The organism is Serratia microhaemolytica (assembly GCF_004011885.1).
GTDB classification, from domain to species: domain Bacteria; phylum Pseudomonadota; class Gammaproteobacteria; order Enterobacterales; family Enterobacteriaceae; genus Serratia_G; species Serratia_G microhaemolytica.
In genome coordinates, this window is record NZ_SBEF01000032.1 from 21081 (window position 1) to 43729 (window position 22649).

A 22649-nucleotide genomic window follows, 5' to 3' on the forward strand; every position below is an offset into this window, starting at 1 on the left:
TGTATCCCCCTAGATGTTGGCGCTTCGCTCGTTACTCTAAAAGAGAAGATTTAGTTATGAAAAAGTTTAATTACTTAGCGCTGATGGTCTGCTGTGTTGCCAATGTGATAGCAGCGGATGCAGTTGCTGCTAATGTCGCAATCGCGACTAACCTTTTCCGTGGGTCTTGTGATATGTCGGTTACTCCGACCAGTCTGCAATTTAATTCAGTTGATTTAAATCCTGTGGAAAGTAATTTTGTTCCTAAGGCTGATGGTTATCGTTCTATTGGTTCACCAATAAATATGACTGTTCAGCTAACTTGCTCAGGGGGGGATGCTGATCCCTCGGGCGATGCGCCAAAACTCTCGGTAACGCTTGGTGCGGGGACTTCGACTTACGTTACTGGTTATCTTATCCGTGATGCTAGTGCATCAACTTCCAGTGGTTTTGGTTTTGCTATCAACAAAGGGTATAAAGATAAAAATATCGACTGGATATTGAGTATGTCAAATGAAGTCGGTCGCGAAGAGTCGTTGGCTTTATACGCTGCTGGAGAAAGACCTCGGTGGGATACGATAAGAGATGATAAAGGTCGTTATACCTTACCTATTGTTGTAGCTTGTCGTGGTGGTAGTGTTGCCAATGTAAACTCTTGTGAAGGTGCTAGACCTGGGACGTTAAAAGCGAGTATGAGTGTTAATTTTTACTATCAATAATAATTATTGGTTGATGAAGTATGGCTCATTTTTTGATGATCTATTTTATCGCCGCTTATCAGGGCGTTTTGCCTGAAGATGAATATCTCGCTTCATGAGACAAGAAGGTGTGTAATGTCTATTTTGACAAAAGATTTCGCTGGTGATTTGAAGTTTAATTCTAAAAAAAACTGGCTAAAAAGAATAAACAATCAAGTCAAGGTAATGGCAACAGTACTTGCTCTTTGGGCAGTCAGTGATGCCGCACATGCTGAATTACCAGGTATTGGCTACTCATTTTCGCGTGTGGTGTTGATGGCTGATGAAAAGGCTACCTCGGTATCGGTGAGAAATAATACCGATAGCACCTACTTGATGCAGACGCAAATCCAGTATGCTGATGGTGCTACTGGTTTGCCGTTAGTCAAAAAACCTGAAGGAACACAACTCCCTTTTATGGTTTTGCCGCCGTTGAAGCGTGTAGAGCCACACACCGATCTACCACTACGGATTATTGCTGTTCCTGCGGTTGCTGCACGGTTGCCGAAAGATCGTGAGTCACTGTTTTTTATTTCAGTAAAGGCGATCCCTTCGGTAACCAAATCCGAGAAGGGAGAAGAACAAACTGGTCGCATGGTATTGGCGTTAGTCAACAGTATTAAGCTTTTTTACCGTCCAAGTGGTCTGCAAAAGCAAGCTGTAGAGCAGATGGCTGGCTCTCTCAATTTTGTTCGCCAAGGTAATAAAGTGAAGGTAATTAACCCCTCTGCCTATTTTGTTACTTTTGCCTCACTCAGTGTTGGTGGCAAACAGTTATCTGGTGAACAGTTGCGTGCAATGGTGCCACCGATGGGCGAACAGTTTTTTGATTTACCTACAACTGTCGGTTCAGAAGTACGCTGGCGGCTGATTGATGAGTATGGTCTGACGACCAATGAACAACATACAACGATGAAGTAACAACGTGGTGTTCTACACCAGGATGGTAACTTACACCTTGATATTGGGAACGATGCCATGAAACTAACCAAAACTTTTTATCAGCAAAAACCTGCGCGCGAATGGTGCCTGCATCCGTTGACGCTGGCATTGTGTCTCTTAGGGTTGCAGGCAACAAATGTCTGGGGACGTGACTATTTTGACCCTGCTTTTTTGAGCAGCGGTGACGGCAGTATTCCGGTTGATCTTTCTGAATTCGAAATTGCAGGTAATATTCCTGAAGGTCTTTATCTTGTTGATATTTATCTAAATAAAGAGCTTGTTTCTTCTCGAGAAGTCAATTTCATCAAAGATGAGGCAGGTAAAGTTCTGCCGGAGCTGACGCCACAAGAATTGCAGGAGATGGGTGTTGCAGTTGCAAAGATTGAAGCACTAAGTGTACTACCACCTAATCAACCTGCTGGTGATTTGACAGCATTGATACCTTATTCGCAGGTAGATTTTGATTTGTCACAATTACGCTTAAATATCAATGTACCGCAAGTCAATATGGATCGACGTGTCGGTGGTTATGTCGACCCAAAGCTGTGGGATAACGGCATACCGGCTATGCTGTTCAACTACAATCTCAATGCTTCACAGAGTAAAGTTGATGGTCAGGCTGGCGGTAGTGGCATGACTACACAGAACTTTTTTGCTTCAATGAATGGTGGTATCAATTTGGGGCCTTGGCGTTTACGTTCCAGTCTCTCTCACACCATGTCAAAGACCAGTGTTTCTGGTAATGATCGTACTAATCGGCAGACGCGTTGGGGCAATGTCTATCTGCAACGTGACATTCAAGTGCTTAACTCTTCACTTACTTTAGGTGAGATCAGTACTGGTGGTAGCATCTTTGACGGTGTGAGTTTTCGCGGTGCCAAGCTAGTTTCTAGTAGTGATATGCTGCCGAGTAGCCAGCGTGGTTTTGCTCCGGTTATCAGCGGGATTGCCAAGACAAATGCATTGATAACGGTGACTCAGAATGGCCGTGTTATTTATCAAACCAACGTTTCGCCAGGCCCCTTTACTATCACTGATATTACCCAAGCAAGTAGTGGTGACTTGATAGCGACAGTAGCAGAGGAAGATGGCAGCAAGCAGATTATTACTCAGGGTTACTCCACCCTGCCAGTGATGCTGCGTCCTGGTGGAATGGAGTATGAGTTAAGCCTTGGTCGAGTTGACAGTGGTGGTAATACCGAAGGATCTCGTTCCCCTACCTTTATTTTAGGTACTGTAACTTATGGTTTACCCAGTTATGTCACCCTGTATGGTGGGGTAATTGCGGCTAGTGATTATCAGTCTTTGGCGCTTGGTACAGGTCTCTCTCTTGGTAACTGGGGGGCATTCTCGACCGATGTGACCGGTTCAAGAACCAAGTTACCGGGACATGATGGTTCAGTTCAGGGTGCAGCTTTCCGTGCTCGTTATTCAAAGAGTATGTTGACCAGCGGCACTTCACTTGATCTTACCGCTTACCGCTATGCAACCAGGAATTTCTATTCTCTCTCTGAAGCAACAACGGCAGGCTATCGTTGGCGTGAAGATTGGGCACCTTGGTTGGGTGAACGCAAACGCAGTAGTTGGCAGACCAATATCAGCCAGAGTTTGGGTAAATGGGGTTCTATCTATCTGCGTGGTAGCCGAGATGATTATTGGGGCACTAAACGGGTAGTAAACAGTATCAGTGCTGGTTTTAGCAGCAGTGTCAAGCGCATTGGTTACAGTATCAACTATAGCGAAAACCACAGCAAAGATTATAAAGGTGATTTCCCGGTTAATCGTCAGGTATCAGTTTCAGTCAGTGTGCCGTTCAGTCTGTTTAGTAATGCAGAGATGGCGCGTAGTGTCAGCGCTAACTACTCACTGAGTAACGATAATAGTGGCCGTACTACTCACCAGCTTGGCGTTGGTGGAAGTTTGCTCAATAATAAACTGAGTTGGAACCTTTCACAGAGTCGAGACAATCAGGGTAGTGGTACTTCTGGTAATTTGGGGCTTTCTTACTCAGCAGATTTGGCTAGCATGAGTTTGGGTTACGGTTATACGCGTACTTCACGCACAATCAATGCTTCAGCTTCTGGTGGTGTTTTGGTTCATCGTAATGGTGTGGTGTTGACTCAATATATTGGTGACTCTATTGCTTTGGTGAGTGCTCCAGGTTTTTCTGGTGGTAAGCTCTCGAACAGCAGTGCTAGAACTAACCGTTGGGGTTATGCTGTGGCGCCTTATCTGCAAAACTACCAGCGTAATGTGATTAGCCTTGATCCGAGTACATTACCGGATGGCGTTGATTTAATTACTAATAGTGTTACGGTTTATCCAACCAAAGGCGCAGTAGTTGAAGCGAAGTTTAAGACTCGCGTAGGGCGTCAAGCGATGTTAGTGCTGAGTTATGCCGGTAAACCGGTGCCGTTTGGTGCGATGGCTTCACTACTTGATTCTGAAGATGGTCAAAACAGCAGTATTGTTGGGGATGGCGGTATGGTTTATCTCTCTGGGTTACCAGATGCAGGCCAGTTGCATGTTCAGTGGGGTCGCGCTGAAAACCAGCAGTGCCATGTTGCATTTGATTTTGGCAAGAGACGTGCGGCAGATAGTGATGCAATGACTATTGTACAACAAGATCTACAGTGTGATTAGTCAGGTATCACATTAGAGATAAAGTTTTTTAAATTATTTGCATATTGCTGATTTGCAAATAGCAATGAGTGAGGGTAATTAAAATGAAAAAAAACAGTAAATTATCGCTGGTTGCCGGTTTTACCGTTGCGCTGCTTTCAGTACAGCCATTATCTGTTGGTGCAGCTACTACACCATTATCAAGTGTCATCGTTGATCTTGATGCAACTATCGTTGGTGGTTCGTGCCAGATAAGTGCTAGTACAGTTGATTTTGGTGATATCAAGCTACAGAGTGAACCGGTAAATTACAAACCAATTGCACTGGCTGATCTTAATATTGAGTTGGCTGGTTGTAGTGGTTATGGTACCCCAACACCAAAGTTGCTGTTTGAGCGTGCAGCAGGGACTGAGGCTGTTGGTACAAATAAGTTTATTTTCGCTAAGCCAGATGTTACACAAAATAAAGCACAAGGGTTTGGTTTCGCTGTTTATAAGCAAGGTGTTGATCCAAATACTACCAGTGCTGGCAAATTGGATACCATGGTGTCGGTCGATCCTGCTACTCCTGAGCCAATAAGTTTGACCGCGATAGATCCTAGTGGCGGGGCTGCTGGATTGAACGGGACATACACTTTTAGAGCGGGTGTCGCCTGTGTTGATTGTAGCTCTTCGGTGGAAGGTTCTCTGATGGGCAGCTTGGTAATTAAGTTTTCTTATAATTAACATTGGCTGCTTGATTCATGTTTCAATCAGAGATAGCGGTTCGGAAACTTTAATTAAAGTGGTTTAATCTGAACTTGAGTAATAGACGATATGAATAAGGATAACTTTGGTATGAAACGCTCGAGCTGTGTAGTGTTGGCCGTTTGGTCCATAGTGATGCTGTTTTCTGCCAATTTGCGAGCTGCAGAAACGCAAATGGATTTCAAGGCCAATATTGTGGCTGGTTCCTGTGAGATTTCCGTGGAAGATGTTGATTTTGGTACAGTGTTTTACACAAAACCCAAGAATGTATCCCAGGCGAGCTATTTTGGCGTAGTGAACGGAGGTACTAAGAACTTGACAGTTGGCTTCAAGAATTGCAGGGGAGCAAATTCAGTCAACAATAGTATTCGTAAACCGTACTTAATGTTTACGCCATTAAATTATACGACTATTGGTGCATCTTCTTATGCTATTCGCGGTAACAATTCTACATCTCAGGGCTTAGCATTTATTTTGCGTAACCTAGGTGTCGGTAGCGTGTGGGTCGAACTAAATCGACCTGTTGCTTTACTCGATGGAATCTCCGACTGGGACAGCCTGAATCAGGAAAAAAAGGTATATGAGGTGGCGATTGTGTGTCACGAAAAGCCGTTACATACACTCACTCCGAATTGCAGTAATGTCAGATCTGGTTCGCTTGTGATGGATATGGAGATCTCCTTCTTGTACCAATAACTTGATTTATTTAATTTTGTTGTTTTGTTGTTTTGTTGTTTTGTTGTTTTGTTGTTTTGTTGTTTTGTTGTTTTGTTGTTTTGTTGTTTTGTTGTTTTGTTGTTTTGTTGTTTTGTTGGATTATGTTGTTAGGTATGAACGGTGGGGTTATCCAATGCTGTTATTTCCCTGGTGCTCACCAAGGTTTAGATGAAAGATAAATGACACAAGGGTAGATAAGATAAATGAAAAAAATTAAATTTTATCACCTTACTGATTGGTTTTATTGTAGTAGCGTTTTCGTCAGCAGCACAACTGGCCTCTACCTAACTTGCTTTTAGCTACCGTTAGTTGTGTCGTTAAATTTAAATTACGTTGTTTTGTCTGTAAAGTTAGTTGAATAACAGGTGTGTTGTAACTATTTGAGAGTAAAGGGATATGAAAGGAAAAATAAAAACAAACCTTCTTATGTTAACTGGCGGCTTTATTGGTGCTCTATTTTCGGTAGCGCTGTCAGCTGCTGATATGCCTAGTACTCAGGTTGATTTTAATGCTAATGTGATTGCCGGAACTTGTGAACTATCAGCAGAGAAACCACAATTTCCAACGGTTATATTAGAACAGAAACCAGAGAGTATGAAACCGTTGGCAATTGCTAATTTAGTTGTAACTTTAACTAATTGTAAAGGTTCTTCTAAAAACAGTAACCGGCAAATATTTTTAAGCTTTGGGCGTAGTGCGACCACTACCGGGCTTTTGACCGATCACTTAATAAACTTTTATTTTAAACTGATAGTCCATCGTACTATCAATGGAGCTAAAGGGTTAGGGTTTGGTGTTTATCAGCCTGGCACAACAAATTTCGTTGAAGCCAATATGATTAATTTACAGTCTCATGACCATACGGACTCTGGTTACTCTGGTGAGTATATGCTGTATTCAGCTGGCGAGTTAGCTAGCAAGGGAGGGCAGTTCTCCGATTTGACTGGCTCACGTTTTACTTTTCCTGTTGGCATCATGTGCCAAAATGTGGCGAATGACTCTCAGTGTGATAAAGTCACTGCCGGGCAGTTGAAGGCAGGATTGATGGTTAAATTTAATTTTCGGTAGTTGCTGTATTTACTTACAGGAAAATCGATAAAAACGTTACCGATTGCTCGCTGGAGTATGTAAAGTTAGTACAAGTGTTGGTGAAAACGTCGAGATAACACAATATTTTTCCAGCATTTGGCGGCATTTTAGTAACGTACTAAGTTTGAGGTTAATTTTATGTGGAAGTCTTGGGTTGTGTCAGCAGCACTGTTGATGAGCAGTGCATCGGTTTTTGCCGAGGGTGGAGTCAGTTTTAGCCGTAACAGGATGGTACTTAACGAGGGTGAGAAGGCGATCAGTATTTCTGCCTATAATCACGGTGAGAAAACCTATCTACTACAGGCTGGAGTCTCAGCAAAACCCGATCAGGTAGTGAAGGCGCCGTTTGTGGTTACACCACCATTGGGTCGGTTGAACCCAAATGGTACTAATGTATTGCGTATTATTGGTAGTGGTAGCAAATTACCACGCGATCGTGAATCGGTGTTTTATTTTCATGCCACGACAATACCCGCTAAAGATGTTGAAAATAATGAAAAAAATACTGAGGGTGCAGTTGGTGCTCAGCTTTCGGTGGCGATGAAAGTCGTGTTCAAACTGTTCTATCGGCCAAAAGGTTTGCCGATCACCATCACTCAGGCGCAGAGCATGATGAGTTTTGTACAGCAGGGCAAAGAGATTGTTATTAAAAACCCCACCCCTTATCATCAATCGTTTGCTCTGTTGAAGCTCGATGGGGTTGAGAAAGAGTTATCATCCAGTCAATCGATGGTTGTGCCAATGGGTGAAGTCAGGATCCCAGTTGATAGAAAGGTTGCTAACATTACCTGGTCATTGATGAACGATTATGGTGGTATGACACCAGAAGTTACTCAACCAGTAGTGAAGGAATAGTGATACAGGTGAGTTAATTACCAATTTTTCAATTGGCTAGTTTTCTGTGTTGTGTTGGGGGTTGCGCAGTGGTTGCTGGCAACCCCCTTTTGCTATTTAGTTTTCTGTTATTGTTAGCGCTGCTAGCGCTTTTGTTATTGCGTCATATCACTTTGGGTTGGCAACTAGCTCGATTTGTCTTTTCTATTTTCAGCCAGTAATTTATCCAGTGCATCACCGCTGATATGGCGGAAATCCTGCCCTTTGACAAAGTAAAAGATGAATTCGCAGATATTCTGACAGCGGTCGCCAATACGTTCGATAGAGCGAGCACAGAACATGGCAGTAAGTACGCTCGGAATAGTGCGAGGATCTTCCATCATGTAGGTCATCAGTTGACGGACAATGCTCTCATACTCCTGATCAACCTTTTTATCTTCACGATAGATGCGAATCGCTTCGTTGAGATCCATGCGTGCAAAGGCATCGAGAACATCATGCAGCATCTGGACGGTATGACGGCCAAGAGACTCCAGATTAACCAGCAGTGATTGATGTTGCTGAGAGAACTTTTCCAGTGCGGTACGACAGATTTTATCTGCTACATCACCGATGCGTTCTAGCTCGGCAATGGTTTTGATAATAGCCATAACTAAGCGCAGATCGCTGGCTGTCGGTTGACGTTTGGCAATAATACGCACGCAGGCTTCATCAATCGCGACTTCCATCATATTAACCTTGGCATCACCTTCAATCACACGTTTAGCCAGCTCACCATCCTGATTGTGCATGGCGTTAATTGCATCGGTCAGTTGCTGTTCAACTAGCCCGCCCATAACTAACACCTGTGTGCGGATGTGCTCCAGTTCAGCGTTGAACTGACCAGAAATGTGTTTGTTTAAATTTAGAGTATCCATAGTGCAGCCCCATCAGCCATACCGGCCAGTAATATAATCTTCAGTCTGTTTTTTCTGTGGTGCAGTGAATAGTGAGTCAGTATCACTAAATTCAATCAGTTCACCCAGATACATAAATGCGGTTGAATCAGAGCAGCGTGCTGCCTGCTGCATATTGTGGGTAACAATCACCACAGTGTAGTCAGATTTTAGTTCACTGATCAGCTCTTCGATTTTGCCGGTAGAGATCGGATCAAGTGCAGAGCAGGGTTCATCAAGGAGTAAAACTTCAGGGCGAATAGCAATGCCGCGCGCAATACAGAGCCGTTGTTGCTGGCCACCAGAGAGACTGTAGCCGCTCTGATGCAGTTTATCTTTGGTTTCATTCCACAGCGCTGCCTTGGTTAACGCCCACTGTATACGTTCATCCATATCGGCGCGTGACAGTTTCTCAAACAGCCGCACGCCAAAGGCGATATTGTCATAGATCGACATCGGAAACGGCGTCGGCTTTTGGAACACCATCCCTACTTTGGCACGTAGTAGAGCGATATCCTGATTATCTGTCAGGATATTTTCACCATCAAGCAAGATCCCACCTTCAGCGCGTTGTTCCGGATAGAGCTGGTACATTTTATTGAAGGTACGTAGCAGGGTGGACTTACCGCAGCCTGATGGGCCGATAAAGGCGGTCACTTTATTTTTGGCAATATCCAGCGTGATATTTTTCAGTGCGTGGAACTTGCCGTAGTAGAAATTCAGATCACGAACCTGAATTTTGCTGCTGGAAGCTGGGTCAACCATACTCATCGAGTGTTCTCTCTTTTCACTGCGCCAACTCACTGGCGGCTAGATTTTTTATCAGTGTTTTTTCTTGGCAAAAATGACACGCGCCAAAATATTCAGTAGCAGCACACATAGTGTGATTAGTAGCACACCAGCCCACGCTAACTGTTGCCATTGTGCAAATGGACTCATGGCAAATTTAAAGATGGTGACTGGCAGGTTGGCGATTGGCTGCATCAAGTCGGTGCTCCAGAACTGGTTCGACAGTGAAGTAAACAGCAATGGAGCCGTTTCACCAGCGATACGTGCAATCGCCAGTAGTACCCCGGTGATAATGCCGGAAATAGAGGCTTTCAGTGTGATAGCGTAGATGATGCGCCACTTTGGCGTGCCGAGAGCATAAGCGGCTTCACGCAGCGTATCAGGTACCAGTTTCAGCATATTTTCGGTGGTGCGGATCACAATCGGTACCTGTAGCAGTGCCAAAGCGATGATGCCTGCCCAGCCTGAAAAGTGTCCCATTTTCACCACCACCACGCTGTAGACAAACAGACCAACCACGATAGAAGGGGCTGACAGCAGAATATCATTAATAAAACGGATCACCTCTGCCAGCCAAGATCGACGGCCATATTCGGCAAGGTAGATACCAGCCATAATGCCCAATGGGGTACCGAAAATAGTGGCCCAAAGGATCAGCAAGCCACTACCAGCAATGGCATTGGCTAACCCACCGCCAGCACTGTTAGGTGGTGGTGTCATTTCGGTAAACAGCGCAAGAGACATACCATCGATGCCTTTACTCACGGTAGAGAACAGGATCCACAGTAGCCAGAACAGGCCAAATGCCATCGTTGTTATTGATAGGAAAAGTGCGATGCGGTTTTTTTGTCGCCGCCATGCCTGCATTTTACGCCGACTCTGTGCCAGAGCCTCTATATCTGTCATTGTCATGTTCTAGCGCCCCTGATTTTTATCTAAGCGCATTACCATCAATTTTGATAACGCTAACACAATAAAAGTGATCACAAACAGGATCAGTCCTAACTGCATCAACGCAGCAGTGTGTAGCCCTGATTCTGCTTCGGCAAATTCATTTGCCAATGCGGAGGTGATGCTGTTACCCGGCATAAACAGTGAGAAGCTATCGAGCTGGTAGGTATTACCAATGATGAAAGTAACTGCCATGGTTTCACCCAGCGCACGGCCCAGACCGAGCATAATGCCACCAATCACACCGTTTTTGGTGAAGGGCAAAACAATGTGCCAGATTACTTCCCAAGTGGTGCAGCCGATACCATAGGCAGACTCTTTCATCATCACCGGTGTTTGCTCAAACACATCGCGCATCACTGAAGCAATATAAGGGATGATCATGATCGCCAGTATCACACCTGCAGCAAGTATCCCGATGCCGAAGGCTGGCCCGGAGAACAGTTCGCCAACAATTGGAATGCCAGAGAGCACATTCCCTAGCGGGGTTTGAAAATATTCAGCAAATAGCGGTGCAAACACGAACAATCCCCACATGCCATAAACAATACTGGGGATGGCTGCCAGCAGCTCAATGGCGATACCGAGTGGCCGTTTCAGCCAGTTTGGTGCCAGTTCGGTAAGAAATAGCGCGATACCAAAACTGACCGGTACGGCGATAATCAGTGCAATCAGTGAGGTGACCAAGGTACCGTAGATTGGCACTAAAGCACCAAACTGCCCAGCCGGTGCATCCCACTCTTTTGTCCACAGGAAAGCAAAACCAAACTCCTGCATACTGGGCCAAGAAGCAATAAGCAGTGAAATGATAATGCCGCCGAGCAGGAATAAAGTAATCAGCGCCGCCAGTTTTACTAGGGCGCTGAAGATAATGTCACCGTTTTTACCGGGTGCTTTGATAGTCGGCTTTTGTTCAGCCATAGATCACTCTTCTGTTTAAGATCACACCCCAATCAACCGGGGTTGACACCCTTGTTAGCCAACCTTGCCACCCATCGGATCCGTTATTGCTGAGTGGCAAAGTTAACTACTTGGGTATGGTTAGCGAAACGATGTTCGGTAACTTACTTTGATTGCCACTTTTAAAATAGTGGGTTACCTGAACTGTCTTTGATGTTGCTTCTCCAGGCTGCACGGATCTGATCGATGACTTCGGCCGGCAGTGGCGCATAATCTAATTCAACCGTTTGTTCGGCACCACTTTTATATGCCCAATCGAAGAATTTCAGCACTTCTGCAATCTGTTGTGGTCTTCTCGGTTGTTTGTGTACCAGAATAAAAGTGGTTGAAGTGATTGGCCACGCATTGTCACCTGTCCGGTTGGTCAGATCTTGTGCGAAGCTCTGGCTCCAGTCTACCTTTTTGGCAGCAGCACTAAAGCTCTGCTCCGTTGGTCGGATTGGCTGACCATCAGCCGAGATCAACTTAGTGTAGGCGAGATTGTTTTGTTTGGCATAAGCGTATTCAACATAACCGATAGCGCCAGGCAGGCGTTGCACGAATGCGGCTACGCCATCATTACCTTTGCCCCCTAAGCCCGTTGGCCATCTCACGGTGGAGCCGACACCGACTCTATCACGCCACTGTTCATTGACTTTGGCCAGATAGCTGGTGAAAACAAAGGTAGTGCCGGAACCATCAGCACGGCGTACCACCGCAATATTTTGATTAGGCAGGTTTACCCCAGGGTTAAGTTTGGCGATTGCCGGATCGTTCCATCTTCTGATGTTACCTAGGTAGATATCGCCGAGTGTTTGGCCATCAAGTACCAGTTGGCCTGAGCTGATGCCAGGAATGTTAACGGCCAGTACGACACCACCAATTACCGTTGGAAACTGAAATAGCCCCTCTTGTTCTAGCCGCTCATCGGAGAGTGGAGCATCAGTGGCCCCAAAATCAACGGTATTGGCGATAATCTGCCGAACCCCGCCTGAAGAGCCAATGCCTTGATAATTAACTCTGTTACCCGTTTCTCTTTGATAGGAATCAGCCCACTTGGCGTAAACTGGTACTGGAAAAGTGGCTCCAGCACCCGTCACGCTAGCGGCAGCAAATGCCGAGACTGAAGCTAAAGATAACGCTGCTGCGGCAATAGTGGCAATAGTGGCAATAGTGTTTTGAATCAGTTTCATAACCTCTCCTACGGGGTTTTTACAATCAAGCTGCGCTAGTCTTTTAGACAAATTCTGGCAATAATCACCAAGTTGATAGCAGCCCGATACTGACTAATTTTAGCTAACTCAACAAATTATCCCGTCGGATCTCTTTCACCACTATTGACGAAGTGCTCTGAAAAGCATGACAGCGCGGCATACAGAGTTTGTCGGGTTGGCAACACCTACAGGGATAGTGTTTAAGTATTGCTGCTGAGGGAAAAATAGGACAGTTTGATGACAGTAAAATGTATGAAATATGACAGTTATATGACAACCGAAGGTGTCTTAATTTTAACCATTTAAAATCAATGATATAGGTTTGTTGTGACATCTCGCCGGTATTCAGCAACACGATTTGGCACCTTCCGTGGTGCAGGGCAAGATCACGAACGTTTTTTAACCAAAAACAGTATTTGACCTGAGCACGTGTTGATGTTTTTCCCCTTATCAAAGCAAAAGCATTGTCTCGCTCCTCCCCCTGCAAAGGGGGAGGCTGGGAGGGGGTATTTCAAAATAATCAAATGCGTTAACACCCCACCCTAACCCTCCCCTTATTAAGGGGAGGGAACTACCTGGCTCCTCGTATTGTGGCAAAGGACAAACTTTAGTTAATAATCGATTAAAAAACGTTCATGCGTTTGCCCTGTTCCGTGATGCGGTTAATCAGCGTTGGCTGATTTCATCAAATACGCCGCCAGTAGCAAAATGCACCTTGTGCGCGTTGTTCCAGCCCCCAAAGGTTTCATCAATGGTAAACAGCTTCAGTGTCGGAAACTGATTGGCAAATTGCGCCATCACTGCTTGATCACGCGGGCGGTAGTAGTGTTTTGCCGCAATGCGTTGTCCTTCGCTGGAGTAGAGATATTGCAGATAAGCCATGGCAATGGGGCGGCTACCGCGTTTGTCGACCACGCTATCGACCAGCGAGACCGTCGGCTCCGCCAGGATCGATTCGCTCGGGGTAATGATCTCAACATTACCTTTGCCAAGTACTTTTTCTGCTAGCAACGCTTCATTCTCCCAGGCGATCAGCACATCACCAATATTGCGCTCAACAAAAGTGTTGGTGGCTGCCCTGGCGCCAGCATCTAACACCGCGACATTTTGGTACAGCTTTTTGACAAACTGTTTAGCGCTGGCGTGATCAGCGCTCTGATGGTGCAGGGCATAGCCCCAGGCGGCGAGATAGTTCCAGCGTGCTCCGCCAGAAGTTTTTGGGTTCGGCGTGATGATAGCGACACCGGGTTTTAGCAGGTCATCCCAATCGTGGATCTGTTTCGGGTTACCTTTGCGCACCAGAAACACGATGGTTGACGTATAAGGCGCCGAATTTTCTGGCAAGCGGTTGATCCAGGTTTTGTCAATCCGCCCCCGTTCGGCAATGGCTTCGACATCATAAGCCAGCGCCAGCGTGACCACATCGGCTTCGATACCGTTAATCACTGCCGTTGCCTGTTTGCCAGAGCCGCCATGTGATTGGCGCACCACAATCTTATCGCCATGCTGCTGCTGCCAATAGCGACTAAATGCTTGGTTATATTCTTGATAAAACTCACGGGTGGGATCGTATGAGACATTCAGCAACGGGATCTCTTTGGCTACAGCATTGACCATGAGTAACCACAACGCTAGCACTACACTCAATTTAGGCATGGCAAATCCTCACTATAAGGGCATAGTTAAATTTTCCACTAAGCCTGCCAGAAATCGTTTTGATGATTAAAGAATAAAAAACGTGTTGATAGATTTTGAGGGAATATATTACCGAATGGCACCTAGCTGATATCACCAAACAGCAGCACGGTACAACAAGCAAAAACCGCGCACAATGGCAGTCGAAACGCGCTGCTGTTGGCAAAAATCACAGCAGAGCGTGAGGCGCTAAAAAAACCGGCGAAGCGTCGGGCAAAAGCCTAACGAGGGGTGATTGTGCAGATAACGCGCTAAGGCGGGTGAAAATTAATCGCTGCTGGCTTATACAGAGAAGAGCCCCCGGTTTGTGGAGGCTCTGAGTGTTAACGGTTAGTCGATCAGTAAAGCTTTTTCGCGGTTTCCAGCCAATCGCCTTTGAATGGGCGCTTCATGTTTTCGATGGCATCGATAATGTCGTGGTGTACCAGTTTCTCATTCTGGATACCGACGCAGCGACCACCATGCCCTTGAATTAGCAATTCAATAGCATAAGCACCCATGCGCGAGGCGAGGATACGGTCATACGCTACCGGTGGCCCACCGCGTTGGATATGGCCTAGCACCGTGGCGCGGGTTTCGCGTTTGGTCTCTTGCTCAATGTGACGTGCCAGCTCTTCGATATCGCAGATATGCTCGGTGATTGCCACAATCGCGTGTTTTTTACCTTTGGCGATACCGGCTTTGATCTCTTCTACCAGATCATCGCGATGAAATTCGATTTCTGGCAATACGATAAACTCACAGCCACCGGCAATCGCCGCAGCCAGGGTGAGATCGCCACAGTGGCGCCCCATCACTTCAACAATCGAGATACGTTGGTGCGATGATGAGGTATCGCGCAAGCGGTCAATGGCTTCGACCACGGTTTCTAGCGCGGTAAAGTAACCGATGGTGTAGTCAGTACCTGCCACGTCGTTATCAATGGTGCCGGGTAAGCCTACACAGGGAAAACCCTCTTCAGTGAGACGCTTTGCCCCCATGTAGGAGCCATCACCGCCAATCACCACCAGTGCGTCGATCCCACGCCGTTTCAGGTTTTCAATCGCCTTGGCGCGTACCTCAGGATCTCTAAATGAGGGAAAACGGGCTGAGCCAAGAAATGTTCCGCCACGGTTGATCATGTCAGAGACACTGTAGCGATCCAGTCTTTCCATGCGATCTTCATACAATCCTAGGTAGCCATCGTGAATACCAAATACTTCTAAATGCTCAGACAGCGCAGCACGTACTACGCCACGAATTGCGGCGTTCATCCCTGGGGAGTCTCCTCCACTTGTCAGTACACCAATTTTTTTAATCATCTTTACCTCTGAACTTGCCTAATGGTTCACGCTTGGTCGGCTATTCTGGCGAATTTTCTGACAAAAAACCGACATTGCTGTTTTGATTGTCGGATATTATCGCAAAAAAGAATAGCTGAATTGATTCATGTCACGTATTTTCAATGAAATAGCATTGTATGTTACATTTGACTCGGTGCAGCAGTTATCGCAGCACAGGGTGACTTTGTTGGCTTGATTATAGCTCTTGGTGTTGGCTAACCGTATCGCTAAGTGTATCTGACCAATAATCTAGTGTTACATGTTGTTGGTGAGTGGGGATGGTTGCAGGGTGTCGATGGAATGGCAAACCGAATAGGCTGGTATAACAAATTGTTATAAAGGATGCGTTATCATATAGATATTGATTGTTTATTTTTTTATTGATAGCTCTAATCATTTGTTGCTATCTTATCTATAGTTGCTAACTATCGTGGTCTAGGGGAAAGTGGATGAACATTCGTGACTTAGAATACTTGGTTGCTTTGGCAGAGCATCGTCATTTTCGACGTGCAGCAGATTCGTGTCATGTTAGTCAGCCTACTCTGAGTGGGCAGATCCGTAAGCTGGAGGAGGAGCTTGGTACCATGTTGCTAGAGAGAACCAGCCGCAAGGTGTTGTTCACTCAGGCAGGATTAATGTTGGTCGATCAGGCAACGATGATCTTACGTGAAATTAAAGTATTGAAAGAGATGGCTAGCCAACAGGGAGAGGTGATGGCCGGGCCGTTACATATTGGCTTGATCCCGACAGTTGGCCCCTATCTGCTACCCCATATTATTCCAACGCTGCACAAGATGTTTCCTAAGTTAGAGATGTACCTGCATGAAGCACAAACCCATGCGCTGTTGGCTCAGTTGAGTGGCGGTAAACTGGATTGCGCGATTGTGGCGCGGGTGAAGGAGACTGAAGATTTTATCGAGGTGCCGTTGTTCGATGAGCCGATGAAGTTAGCGGTCTATTCCGATCATAAATGGGCCAAGCGCGATAGCATTGCAATGCCAGATTTGGCTGGTGAGAAGTTGTTGATGTTGCAGGATGGCCACTGTTTACGTGATCAAGCTCTCGGCTTCTGCTTTCAGGCTGGCGCGGAAGAGGATGGTCATTTCCGTGCTACCAGCCTGGAGACATTACGTAACATGGTGGCTGCAGGGAGTGGTATTACTTTGCTTCCAGCCCTGTCTGTGCCGCGTGAGCGTGAACGTGATGGGGTGTGTTACCTCGATTGCCAACAGCCGGAACCTAAGCGCACTATCGCTTTGGCTTATCGTCCTGGTTCGCCGTTACGCAGTCGCTATGAGCAGTTGGCCGAAGTGATCCGTAACCATATGAAAGACCACCTTAATGGATTATCTAAAAAGAAGAAAACAGCGTAGGCGTAGAATTGTTCGGTGGTAACGCTATCACCGTGAGCGAACTTGGCGTTTTCGTGCTGGCAGGTTGCCGGGAAGTCACTTGCAGTGAGTAATTAACAATGACGTTGAGAGAATGGGGCTATCCATTATGTATATGGGAGTTAGAGCACAGCAAAAACAGCGGACGCGTCGCTCTCTCATTGAGGCTGCTTTTAGTCAACTTAGCGCTGAACGCAGTTTTACCAGTTTAAGTTTGCGTGAGGTTTCGCGTGAGGCCGGTATTGCACCGACGTCGTTCTATCGACATTTTCGCGATATGGATGAGCTTGGCCTAACGATGGTTGATGAAAGTGGCTTGATGTTGCGTCAACTGATGCGTCAGGCTCGTCAGCGGATAGCGAAAGGCGGTAGCGTTATTCGTACGTCAGTGTCCACTTTTATGGAGTTTATTGGCAACAATCCGAATGCTTTTCGGCTATTGTTACGAGAGCGTTCTGGAACTTCGGCGGCGTTTCGCGCTGCTGTTGCGCGTGAGATACAACATTTTATTGCTGAATTGGCTGATTATCTTGAGTTGGCAAATCATATGCCGCGTAGTTTTACTGAGGCTCAGGCTGAGGCAATGGTGACCATTGTGTTTAGTGCAGGTGCCGAAGCGTTGGATATTGATGTTGAGCAGCGTCGTCAACTTGAAGAGCGATTGGTATTACAGTTACGTATGATTTCCAAAGGGGCTTATTATTGGTATCGTCGTGAGAAAGAAAAAGCTTCTTTGTCTGGTTTATCAATGGGAGGAGTAGATGAAAAAAACCAAACAAGATAGTGGTACGTTGCTGCTGGCATTAGTTGCGGGTTTATCGGTGAATGGTTCATTTAGTGCATTGTTCAATTCATTGGTGCCGTTTTCTCTCTTTCCTTTGCTTTCGCTAATGTTGTCTGCTTATTGTCTGCACCAGCTTTATCTTGATCGTGCTATGTCTGAAGGAATGCCCAAGTTGGTTACTGCCTGTTTTTTATTGGGTATTTTTATCTATAGCGCCATCATTCGTACTGAATTCCCACAGATGGGTTCCAATTTTATGCCGGTAACCCTTTGTGCTGTGTTGTTGTTGTGGATCGTTGTTAAACTGCGCGCACGTGGTTCATCAACTGATTAGTGTCATCAGTAGTCGTTGCGCTCAAACTGTTGCACGTTTGCAATTCTCTTTTCAAGTGCGGATCGGCAGGCATAGCCTGCCATCCAGTTAGCTCACTCTTTCCAGCAATACGCCACACTCAATATGTTCGGTATAAGGAAACTGATCAAACAGCGCCAAACGGCTAATTTTGTGCGTCTGGTGTAGTGTGTTGAGGTTGGCGCATAGGCTATTCGGGTTGCAAGAGATATAGAGAATGCGCGGATAGGTCTGCACCATTTTTACTGTTGCGTCATCTAAACCACTACGAGGTGGGTCAACAAAGATGGTTTCACAGTTGTAGCCCGTCAGATCAACCCCTTTTAGTCGGTTAAATTGACGTACTCCTTGCATTGCTTGGGTAAATTCTTCTGCTGACATGCGGATGATTTGCACATTATCAATCTGGTTGGCAGAGATGTTGAATTGTGCCGCTGCCACCGAAGGTTTGGCGATCTCTGTGGCCAGTACCCGGTCAAAATTGCGCGCCAGTGCTAGCGAGAAGTTACCATTGCCGCAATACAGTTCTAGTAGATCACCTTTCGCGCCTTCAGTGACCGCCAGTGCCCATTCAAGCATCTGAATGTTCACAGCGGCATTCGGTTGGGTAAAGCTATTCTCAACCTGGCGATAGATCATGTTACGGCCAGCGACTGGCAGTATTTCATCAACATAATCTTGATCTAACGTGATTTTCATCTTTGCCGCTCGACCAATCAGTTGTAGGTCAAATCCTTGTGCGCGCAGTGTGTCGCGCAGTTGGTTTGCTTGTTGTTGCCACTGTTGATCGAGTTGCCGATGGTAGAGCAATGAAGCGATGATTTTTCCACTGCGCGTCGAGAGGTAATCGATCTGGAATAGTTTATGGCGTAGCACTTGATTGGGCTTGATTGCGCTAAGCAGAATAGGCATCAGCTGATTAATCAGTTCGCTGGCAGCAGGCAGAGAGTCAATGCGAATACGCTGCTTGGTGTGCGGATCAAACATAATGTGATAAATATCATCCTGGTCATGCCAGATGCGAAATTCGGCACGCATACGGTAGTGTTTAACCGGCGAGCGAAAAACCTCAGGTTTTGGTGCACTAAAGGGTGACATCATCGTGGTTAGACGCGCGGTTTTTTCGGCTAGCTGCGCATCGTAATGTTCAGTTGGCAAAATCCCAAGGGGCATATCAGTTCTCAGTTAGCGTGGTGAGTTGAGCGGGAATTGTAGGGTATCGACTTTGCAGAGTCGATGTCTGCTGTTGCAACTGTGCCAATTGTTGCTGACAGGTGTTGCCTTCTTGCACTAGCCTGGCTATTCATTTTTGTTCGTTGTAGCATGACGTTCCGGTCTTAGTTGCTATGTTAAAAGGGAATCCAGTGTGGATCTGGAGCTGACGCGCAGCGGTAAGGGGAAGTCACGGCGATAGCGTATCTACAGTGAGAACGCAGACACTATTTGTTATTGAATGGGAAGTCATCGCCCGGTGCGGGAGTCATCCGCAAATCCCAAGCCCGAAAACCTGCCGGTATCGGTCGCAATATCTGTAGCTGTCGCGAATTATCGGCTATGGTTGTGCGGCATCCGTTAACTTGAGTTTGGATGCTTGGCATTAATGATAAACAAAACTTTTTTACCGGCGCTGCTCTGTTTGCCGGCCTCTCCGCTATTGGCTGATGACGCTATCATGGCGGCGAATAGCGATAATCTGGTGGTGATAGGTAATCGCTTTCCTCAACCACGCCCCTCTGTTTTGGCTGCTACTTCTGTAGTTACACGCCATGATATTGAACGTTGGCAAGCCAAGAGTCTGATTGATGTGATGCGCCGTTTACCAGGTGTGGATATTGCACAAAATGGCGGTATTGGACAGCCTTCTGCCATTTTTATCCGTGGTAGTGAGGCGCGTCATACTTTATTGCTGGTGGACGGCGTCCGTTTAAATCAGGCGGGGGTTACCGGTTCTTCGGACATCAGTCAGATCCCGCTTTCTTTGGTTCAGCGTATCGAGTTTATCCGTGGGCCGCGCTCAGCTATTTACGGTTCCGATGCGATCGGTGGGGTGATCAACATCATCACTACACGTGAGAACACGGGCAGCAAAATTTCTGCCAGTGTTGGTTCGCACGGTTATCAATCCTATGATGCGGGCACGCAAACAGCTTTGGGGGATTCCACGGTCGTCACTCTGGCGGGTAACTACACTTATAGCCGAGGTTATGATGTGGTCGCTGGTTTGCCTGATAGCTCAGGAACGCCTGCTCAGCCTGATCGTGATGGTTTTCTCAGTCGAGCGATCTATGCTTCAGTGCAGCAGACATTTAATCCACAGTGGCGCGGTTTTTTCCGAGGCTATGGTTACCACAATCGCACAGCCTATGATGGTTTCTACAGTTATAACGATCCGGATCACTTGGATGCGCTACCCAATACTCGTCAGCTAGATAGCTATACTTGGCAAGGTGGCCTGAATTATCGAGCGGGTCGCTATGGTAGCCAATTACTGGCAAGCATTAGTCACAGTAAAGACTATGATTTCGATCAGCGATATGGTCGTTATAGCCGATCAGCAACCCTGGATGATGTGACTCAATATAATCTGAACTGGGGGAACACTTTTCAGTTTGCACAGAGTACAATCGGCACCGGTATTGACTGGCAACAACAAACGCTCAGTTCTGGTTATTCCCAGCTGAGTCATAGCAATAACTGGCATAATACCGGGATATATTTAACAGCACTGCGGCAAATTGACACACTGACTGTTGAGGGTGCGCTGCGCGCTGACAATAACTCGCAGTTTGGCTGGCACCATACTTGGCAAGCCAGTACAGCATGGGAACCGGTGCTAGGCTATCGTGCGTTGTTCTCTTACGGTACCGCTTTTAAAGGCCCTAACCAGAAACAGTTATATGGCGGTAGTTGGGCTAATCCCGAACTGCAACCGGAGCAGAGTCGGCAGTGGGAAGTCGGTTTTGAAGCGTCACTGGATACATTTACTTGGCGACTTGCGGGTTATCATAATGAAATTCACCATCTTATTGACTATGTTTTAAAAGGTGGTGATTTTGCCTACTACAATATTGGTCAGGCGGTAATTAGAGGTATTGAATTGAATGCCTCGTGGGATATGGGGCGTATGAGGCATCAATTATCCTACGACTATAGCGATCCGCGTGATGCAGAAACCAATCAGAAATTGTTGCGGCGGGCAAAGACACAGATCAAATATGAATTGAATGGAGAGCTTTACAATTTCGATTGGTCATTGACTTATCTATATATTGGCGAGCGTTATGATAGGGACTACAGCATTTTTCCCAGTCCAACGCTCAAGTTGGGCGGCGTCAGCTTGTGGGATCTGGCGGCTGCATATCCACTCACTTCTCACCTGACAGTTCATGGTAGAATCGCCAATCTGTTTGATAAAAATTACGAGACGGCTTATGGCTACGCAAAACCAGGAAGAGAATACTACCTTACAGGCAGCTATACCTTCTAAGCGGATTGCTACTCCACGTCCATCGGTGCTGATTTTTGATTCTGGTGTGGGTGGTTTGTCTGTCTATAAGGAAGTCCGGCAGTTACTGCCGGATGTGCATTATATTTATGCATTTGATAATGTGGCGTTTCCATATGGTGAGAAGTCGGAACAGTTCATTATCGAGCGGGTTCACCAAATTATTAGTGCGGTGGGCGCTCTCCATCCACTTTCACTGGTCATTATTGCCTGTAACACCGCCAGTACAGTTTGTCTGCCAATACTGCGCGCGCGCTTCTCTTTCCCAGTAGTGGGGGCGGTGCCAGCGATAAAGCCAGCAGCGAAATTAACAGCTAACGGTATTGTAGGGTTGTTAGCGACGCGAGGAACCGTTCAGCGCAGTTATACTCATGAGCTAATTCAGCGCTTTGCGTCAAATTGTAGAATAGAACTGCTGGGGACTTCCGAGTTAGTAGAGCTAACCGAAGCGAAATTACACGGTGAAGCAGTGCCGTTGGAAAAGCTAAAAAAAATTTTGCAACCTTGGCTAAGTATGCCAGAACCACCGGATACCATTGTGCTGGGATGTACGCATTTTCCACTACTGTCTGAGGAGCTAAAGCAGGTGCTACCGCAAGGGACGCGATTAGTCGATTCTGGCGCAGCAATTGCTCGCAGGGCAGCTTGGTTGCTTGCTCATCAAAAAAATGTTCATTCAACCGAAGCACAAGGTCTTGCCTACTGCTTGGCTCTTGATACTTACGCTGAGGCACTACAACCGGTTCTGCAAGGATATGGTTTTAGCTCATTAAAGGAGTTAACGCTATAACCTGCTGACGATTAACACTTCTATCTGAGTGGTATCAGTGTGGTGATAGGTGTTTCGATAGGGAAATAGTGAGCTCGGCGCTGACTGCTTCCTCGATTTATTGAGTAAAATGAATTTTTTTGCATCTGGGGGGTTGCCAGATGGAGAGAACTGCTTATAATGCGCCACCACTGACTCGGGAGCGAAAGGCAAGTTTGCAAAAGTTCCGTCAGTCGAGAGAAAAACCTGAAAAACGGGGTTGACTCTGAAAGAGGAAAGCGTAATATACGCCACCTCGAGCCAGCCGGCGAGCCGGTGAACTCAACGCTCTTTAACA

The 22649-nt window shown here is 46.3% G+C and carries 20 protein-coding genes and 1 riboswitch; of the genes, 12 read left to right on the plus strand and 8 right to left on the minus strand.

Translation table 11 applies throughout. The annotated features are described in order from the left end of the window. Positions 1 to 56 precede the first annotated feature (56 nt). The 7 genes from EOJ37_RS10660 to EOJ37_RS10690 all read left to right on the plus strand — a co-directional run bounded on the left by EOJ37_RS10660 (position 57) and on the right by EOJ37_RS10690 (position 7687). Positions 57 to 698, plus strand: a complete 642-nt coding sequence (locus EOJ37_RS10660; protein ID WP_127959901.1) for a hypothetical protein — start codon at positions 57 to 59, stop codon at positions 696 to 698. 114 nt (positions 699 to 812) lie between these two features. Further along, positions 813 to 1637: a fimbrial biogenesis chaperone gene (locus EOJ37_RS10665; protein WP_162473688.1), complete on the plus strand. Its 825-nt coding sequence runs from the start codon at positions 813 to 815 to the stop codon at positions 1635 to 1637. A 57-nt stretch (positions 1638 to 1694) separates the two neighbouring features. Beyond that, positions 1695 to 4301 (plus strand): fimbria/pilus outer membrane usher protein, encoded by a 2607-nt coding sequence (locus tag EOJ37_RS10670; RefSeq protein ID WP_127959903.1) that lies wholly within the window; start codon positions 1695 to 1697, stop codon positions 4299 to 4301. 83 nt (positions 4302 to 4384) lie between these two features. Next, on the plus strand, positions 4385 to 5005 hold the full coding sequence (locus EOJ37_RS10675; RefSeq protein WP_127959904.1) for a fimbrial protein: 621 nt from the start codon (positions 4385 to 4387) through the stop codon (positions 5003 to 5005). 90 nt (positions 5006 to 5095) lie between these two features. Then, complete coding sequence (locus tag EOJ37_RS10680) at positions 5096 to 5722, plus strand: fimbrial protein (protein ID WP_127959905.1); 627 nt, start codon at positions 5096 to 5098, stop codon at positions 5720 to 5722. A gap of 417 nt (positions 5723 to 6139) precedes the next feature. After that, positions 6140 to 6811 (plus strand): hypothetical protein, encoded by a 672-nt coding sequence (locus EOJ37_RS10685; RefSeq protein ID WP_127959906.1) that lies wholly within the window; start codon positions 6140 to 6142, stop codon positions 6809 to 6811. A gap of 159 nt (positions 6812 to 6970) precedes the next feature. Further along, a complete protein-coding gene (locus EOJ37_RS10690; protein WP_127959907.1) occupies positions 6971 to 7687 on the plus strand; it encodes a fimbrial biogenesis chaperone in 717 nt (238 codons plus the stop codon). A gap of 164 nt (positions 7688 to 7851) precedes the next feature. Here the strand turns inward: EOJ37_RS10690 and phoU are convergent, their stop codons facing one another. The 7 genes from phoU to pfkA form a co-directional block, all read right to left on the minus strand. Next, on the minus strand, positions 7852 to 8583 hold the full coding sequence (gene phoU, locus EOJ37_RS10695) for a phosphate signaling complex protein PhoU (RefSeq protein ID WP_127959908.1): 732 nt from the start codon (positions 8581 to 8583) through the stop codon (positions 7852 to 7854). Positions 8584 to 8595: 12 nt separating this feature from the next. After that, the gene (pstB, locus tag EOJ37_RS10700; RefSeq protein ID WP_420820633.1) at positions 8596 to 9372 is read right to left on the minus strand and encodes a phosphate ABC transporter ATP-binding protein PstB; all 777 of its coding nucleotides are present in this window, start codon (positions 9370 to 9372) and stop codon (positions 8596 to 8598) included. 51 nt (positions 9373 to 9423) lie between these two features. Next, entirely contained in the window at positions 9424 to 10302 is an 879-nt protein-coding gene (gene pstA, locus EOJ37_RS10705; protein ID WP_127959909.1) for a phosphate ABC transporter permease PstA, read from the minus strand. Between the two features lie 3 nt (positions 10303 to 10305). Then, positions 10306 to 11262, minus strand: coding sequence for a phosphate ABC transporter permease PstC (gene pstC / locus EOJ37_RS10710; RefSeq protein WP_127959910.1), 957 nt, complete (start codon positions 11260 to 11262; stop codon positions 10306 to 10308). 161 nt (positions 11263 to 11423) lie between these two features. Then, complete coding sequence (gene pstS, locus EOJ37_RS10715; RefSeq protein ID WP_127959911.1) at positions 11424 to 12473, minus strand: phosphate ABC transporter substrate-binding protein PstS; 1050 nt, start codon at positions 12471 to 12473, stop codon at positions 11424 to 11426. A gap of 687 nt (positions 12474 to 13160) precedes the next feature. Further along, positions 13161 to 14150 carry a sulfate ABC transporter substrate-binding protein gene (locus EOJ37_RS10720; RefSeq protein ID WP_127959912.1) on the minus strand — a complete coding sequence of 330 codons (990 nt, stop codon included), beginning with the start codon at positions 14148 to 14150 and terminating at the stop codon, positions 13161 to 13163. A gap of 377 nt (positions 14151 to 14527) precedes the next feature. Then, complete coding sequence (gene pfkA / locus EOJ37_RS10725) at positions 14528 to 15490, minus strand: 6-phosphofructokinase (RefSeq protein WP_127959913.1); 963 nt, start codon at positions 15488 to 15490, stop codon at positions 14528 to 14530. Positions 15491 to 15960: 470 nt separating this feature from the next. Here pfkA and oxyR point away from each other — a divergent pair, with 470 nt between their 5' ends. The 3 genes from oxyR (at position 15961) to EOJ37_RS10740 (ending at position 18020) form a co-directional block, all read left to right on the plus strand. Beyond that, complete coding sequence (gene oxyR, locus EOJ37_RS10730; RefSeq protein WP_127959914.1) at positions 15961 to 16884, plus strand: DNA-binding transcriptional regulator OxyR; 924 nt, start codon at positions 15961 to 15963, stop codon at positions 16882 to 16884. 133 nt (positions 16885 to 17017) lie between these two features. After that, positions 17018 to 17686, plus strand: coding sequence for an HTH-type transcriptional repressor FabR (gene fabR, locus EOJ37_RS10735; RefSeq protein ID WP_127959921.1), 669 nt, complete (start codon positions 17018 to 17020; stop codon positions 17684 to 17686). Beyond that, the gene (locus EOJ37_RS10740; protein WP_127959915.1) at positions 17664 to 18020 is read left to right on the plus strand and encodes a YijD family membrane protein; all 357 of its coding nucleotides are present in this window, start codon (positions 17664 to 17666) and stop codon (positions 18018 to 18020) included. The genes fabR and EOJ37_RS10740 overlap by 23 nt, the downstream gene beginning before the upstream one ends. Positions 18021 to 18107: 87 nt before the next feature. Here EOJ37_RS10740 and trmA read toward each other — a convergent pair whose 3' ends face one another. Beyond that, positions 18108 to 19211, minus strand: coding sequence for a tRNA (uridine(54)-C5)-methyltransferase TrmA (gene trmA / locus EOJ37_RS10745; protein WP_127959916.1), 1104 nt, complete (start codon positions 19209 to 19211; stop codon positions 18108 to 18110). 144 nt (positions 19212 to 19355) lie between these two features. Beyond that, positions 19356 to 19567, plus strand: a riboswitch (cobalamin riboswitch). Between the two features lie 71 nt (positions 19568 to 19638). Here trmA and btuB point away from each other — a divergent pair. Further along, positions 19639 to 21525, plus strand: a complete 1887-nt coding sequence (btuB, locus tag EOJ37_RS10750) for a TonB-dependent vitamin B12 receptor BtuB (protein ID WP_127959917.1) — start codon at positions 19639 to 19641, stop codon at positions 21523 to 21525. Then, complete coding sequence (gene murI / locus EOJ37_RS10755) at positions 21470 to 22333, plus strand: glutamate racemase (RefSeq protein WP_127959918.1); 864 nt, start codon at positions 21470 to 21472, stop codon at positions 22331 to 22333. The genes btuB and murI overlap by 56 nt, the downstream gene beginning before the upstream one ends. The last annotated feature ends 316 nt before the right edge of the window (positions 22334 to 22649 follow it).

Coding starts and splice junctions, on each gene's coding strand:
- EOJ37_RS10660 (WP_127959901.1), top strand. CDS start 57: ATGAAAAAGTTTAATTACTTAGCGCTGATGGTCTGCTGTGTTGCCAAT.
- EOJ37_RS10665 (WP_162473688.1), top strand. CDS start 813: ATGTCTATTTTGACAAAAGATTTCGCTGGTGATTTGAAGTTTAATTCT.
- EOJ37_RS10670 (WP_127959903.1), top strand. CDS start 1,695: ATGAAACTAACCAAAACTTTTTATCAGCAAAAACCTGCGCGCGAATGG.
- EOJ37_RS10675 (WP_127959904.1), top strand. CDS start 4,385: ATGAAAAAAAACAGTAAATTATCGCTGGTTGCCGGTTTTACCGTTGCG.
- EOJ37_RS10680 (WP_127959905.1), top strand. CDS start 5,096: ATGAATAAGGATAACTTTGGTATGAAACGCTCGAGCTGTGTAGTGTTG.
- EOJ37_RS10685 (WP_127959906.1), top strand. CDS start 6,140: ATGAAAGGAAAAATAAAAACAAACCTTCTTATGTTAACTGGCGGCTTT.
- EOJ37_RS10690 (WP_127959907.1), top strand. CDS start 6,971: ATGTGGAAGTCTTGGGTTGTGTCAGCAGCACTGTTGATGAGCAGTGCA.
- phoU (WP_127959908.1), bottom strand. CDS start 8,583: ATGGATACTCTAAATTTAAACAAACACATTTCTGGTCAGTTCAACGCT.
- pstB (WP_420820633.1), bottom strand. CDS start 9,372: ATGAGTATGGTTGACCCAGCTTCCAGCAGCAAAATTCAGGTTCGTGAT.
- pstA (WP_127959909.1), bottom strand. CDS start 10,302: ATGACAATGACAGATATAGAGGCTCTGGCACAGAGTCGGCGTAAAATG.
- pstC (WP_127959910.1), bottom strand. CDS start 11,262: ATGGCTGAACAAAAGCCGACTATCAAAGCACCCGGTAAAAACGGTGAC.
- pstS (WP_127959911.1), bottom strand. CDS start 12,473: ATGAAACTGATTCAAAACACTATTGCCACTATTGCCACTATTGCCGCA.
- EOJ37_RS10720 (WP_127959912.1), bottom strand. CDS start 14,150: ATGCCTAAATTGAGTGTAGTGCTAGCGTTGTGGTTACTCATGGTCAAT.
- pfkA (WP_127959913.1), bottom strand. CDS start 15,490: ATGATTAAAAAAATTGGTGTACTGACAAGTGGAGGAGACTCCCCAGGG.
- oxyR (WP_127959914.1), top strand. CDS start 15,961: ATGAACATTCGTGACTTAGAATACTTGGTTGCTTTGGCAGAGCATCGT.
- fabR (WP_127959921.1), top strand. CDS start 17,018: ATGGGAGTTAGAGCACAGCAAAAACAGCGGACGCGTCGCTCTCTCATT.
- EOJ37_RS10740 (WP_127959915.1), top strand. CDS start 17,664: ATGAAAAAAACCAAACAAGATAGTGGTACGTTGCTGCTGGCATTAGTT.
- trmA (WP_127959916.1), bottom strand. CDS start 19,211: ATGCCCCTTGGGATTTTGCCAACTGAACATTACGATGCGCAGCTAGCC.
- btuB (WP_127959917.1), top strand. CDS start 19,639: ATGATAAACAAAACTTTTTTACCGGCGCTGCTCTGTTTGCCGGCCTCT.
- murI (WP_127959918.1), top strand. CDS start 21,470: ATGGCTACGCAAAACCAGGAAGAGAATACTACCTTACAGGCAGCTATA.